The following is a 2,428-nucleotide window of genomic DNA, read 5'->3' on the forward strand; positions in this document are numbered from 1 at the left end:
AGAACCCCGGCGAGGGGAGTGAAATAGATCCTGAAACCGTATGCGTACAAGCAGTGGGAGCAGACTTGTTCTGTGACCGCGTACCTTTTGTATAATGGGTCAGCGACTTATTTTCAGTGGCGAGCTTAACCGAATAGGGGAGGCGTAGGGAAACCGAGTCTTAACTGGGCGACCAGTCGCTGGAAATAGACCCGAAACCGGGCGATCTATCCATGAGCAGGTTGAAGGTTGAGTAACATCAACTGGAGGACCGAACCAGGATCTGTTGAAAAAGATTTGGATGACTTGTGGATCGGAGTGAAAGGCTAATCAAGCCCGGAGATAGCTGGTTCTCCTCGAAAGCTATTTAGGTAGCGCCTCACGTATCACCACCGGGGGTAGAGCACTGTTTCGGCTAGGGGGCCATCCCGGCTTACCAACCCGAGGCAAACTCCGAATACCGGTGAGTGCAAGCGTGGGAGACACACAGCGGGTGCTAACGTCCGTTGTGAAAAGGGAAACAACCCAGACCGTCAGCTAAGGTCCCGAAATCCTGGTTAAGTGGGAAACGATGTGGGAAGGCTCAGACAGCTAGGAGGTTGGCTTAGAAGCAGCCATCCTTTAAAGAAAGCGTAATAGCTCACTAGTCGAGTCGGCCTGCGCGGAAGATGTAACGGGGCTAAACCAGGTACCGAAGCTACGGGCTTGCCGAATGGCAAGCGGTAGAGGAGCGTCGTGTACGCCGATGAAGGTGAGTCGAGAGGCTTGCTGGAGGTATCACGAGTGCGAATGCTGACATGAGTAACGACAAGGGGAGTGAAAAACTCCCCCGCCGGAAGACCAAGGGTTTCTGTTCGACGCTAATCGGAGCAGAGTGAGTCGGCCCCTAAGGCGAGGCCGAAAGGCGTAGTCGATGGGAAACGGGTCAATATTCCCGTACCTCACTGTATTGCGATGGGGGGACGAAGAAGGCTAGGTGGGCCAGGCGTTGGTTGTCCTGGTGAAAGCCCGTAGGCTGGGGGTTCAGGCAAATCCGGATCCCCAAGGCCGAGAGGCGAGACGAACACCCCACGGGGTGGAAGTCATCGATGCCACGCTTCCAGGAAAAGCCTCTAAGCTTCAGATACAGTGGGACCGTACCCCAAACCGACACAGGTGGTCAGGTAGAGAATACCCAGGCGCTTGAGAGAACTCGGGTGAAGGAACTAGGCAAAATGGTGCCGTAACTTCGGGAGAAGGCACGCCGGCGTAGTGTGAAGGGCCTCGCGCCTGGAGCATGAACCGGTCGAAGATACCAGGTGGCTGCAACTGTTTATTAAAAACACAGCACTCTGCAAACGCGCAAGCGGACGTATAGGGTGTGACGCCTGCCCGGTGCCGGAAGGTTAATTGATGGTGTTAGCCCTCGGGCGAAGCTCCTGATCGAAGCCCCGGTAAACGGCGGCCGTAACTATAACGGTCCTAAGGTAGCGAAATTCCTTGTCGGGTAAGTTCCGACCTGCACGAATGGCGTAATGATGGCCACGCTGTCTCCACCCGAGACTCAGTGAAATTGAAATCGCAGTGAAGATGCTGTGTACCCGCGGCTAGACGGAAAGACCCCGTGAACCTTTACTATAGCTTCACACTGGACGCTGATGTTGCTTGTGTAGGATAGCTGGGAGGCTTGGAAACCCGGACGCCAGTTCGGGTGGAGCCAACCTTGAAATACCAGCCTGGCATCATTGGCGTTCTAACTCAGGTCCGTGATCCGGATCGAGGACAGTGTGTGGTGGGTAGTTTGACTGGGGCGGTCTCCTCCCAAAGAGTAACGGAGGAGCACGAAGGTACCCTCAGCACGGTCGGAAATCGTGCATTGAGTGCAAGAGCATAAGGGTGCTTGACTGCGAGACAGACACGTCGAGCAGGTACGAAAGTAGGTTCTAGTGATCCGGTGGTTCTGTATGGAAGGGCCATCGCTCAACGGATAAAAGGTACTCCGGGGATAACAGGCTGATACCGCCCAAGAGTTCACATCGACGGCGGTGTTTGGCACCTCGATGTCGGCTCATCACATCCTGGGGCTGAAGTCGGTCCCAAGGGTATGGCTGTTCGCCATTTAAAGTGGTACGCGAGCTGGGTTTAGAACGTCGTGAGACAGTTCGGTCCCTATCTGCCGTGGGCGTTGGAGATTTGAGAAGAGCTGCTCCTAGTACGAGAGGACCGGAGTGGACGCACCTCTGGTGTTCCGGTTGTCACGCCAGTGGCATTGCCGGGTAGCTACGTGCGGACGGGATAACCGCTGAAGGCATCTAAGCGGGAAGCCCCCTTCAAGATGAGATCTCCCCGAGGCCTCGAGCCTCCTGAAGGGCCCAGCGAGACCAGCTGGTTGATAGGCCGGGTGTGGAAGCGCTGCAAGGCGTTGAGCTAACCGGTACTAATGGCCCGTGAGGCTTGACCATATAACCCC

Annotated in this window: 1 rRNA gene; it reads left to right on the forward strand. The window is 55.7% G+C overall.

Annotated features, from left to right (window positions below):
* A 23S ribosomal RNA gene (locus tag CYJ07_RS20165) occupies positions 1 to 2,420 on the forward strand; the annotation flags it as partial.
* Positions 2,421 to 2,428: the final 8 nt, after the last annotated feature.

It is taken from the genome of Billgrantia saliphila (assembly GCF_002930105.1).
Taxonomy (GTDB): Bacteria; Pseudomonadota; Gammaproteobacteria; order Pseudomonadales; family Halomonadaceae; genus Halomonas; species Halomonas saliphila.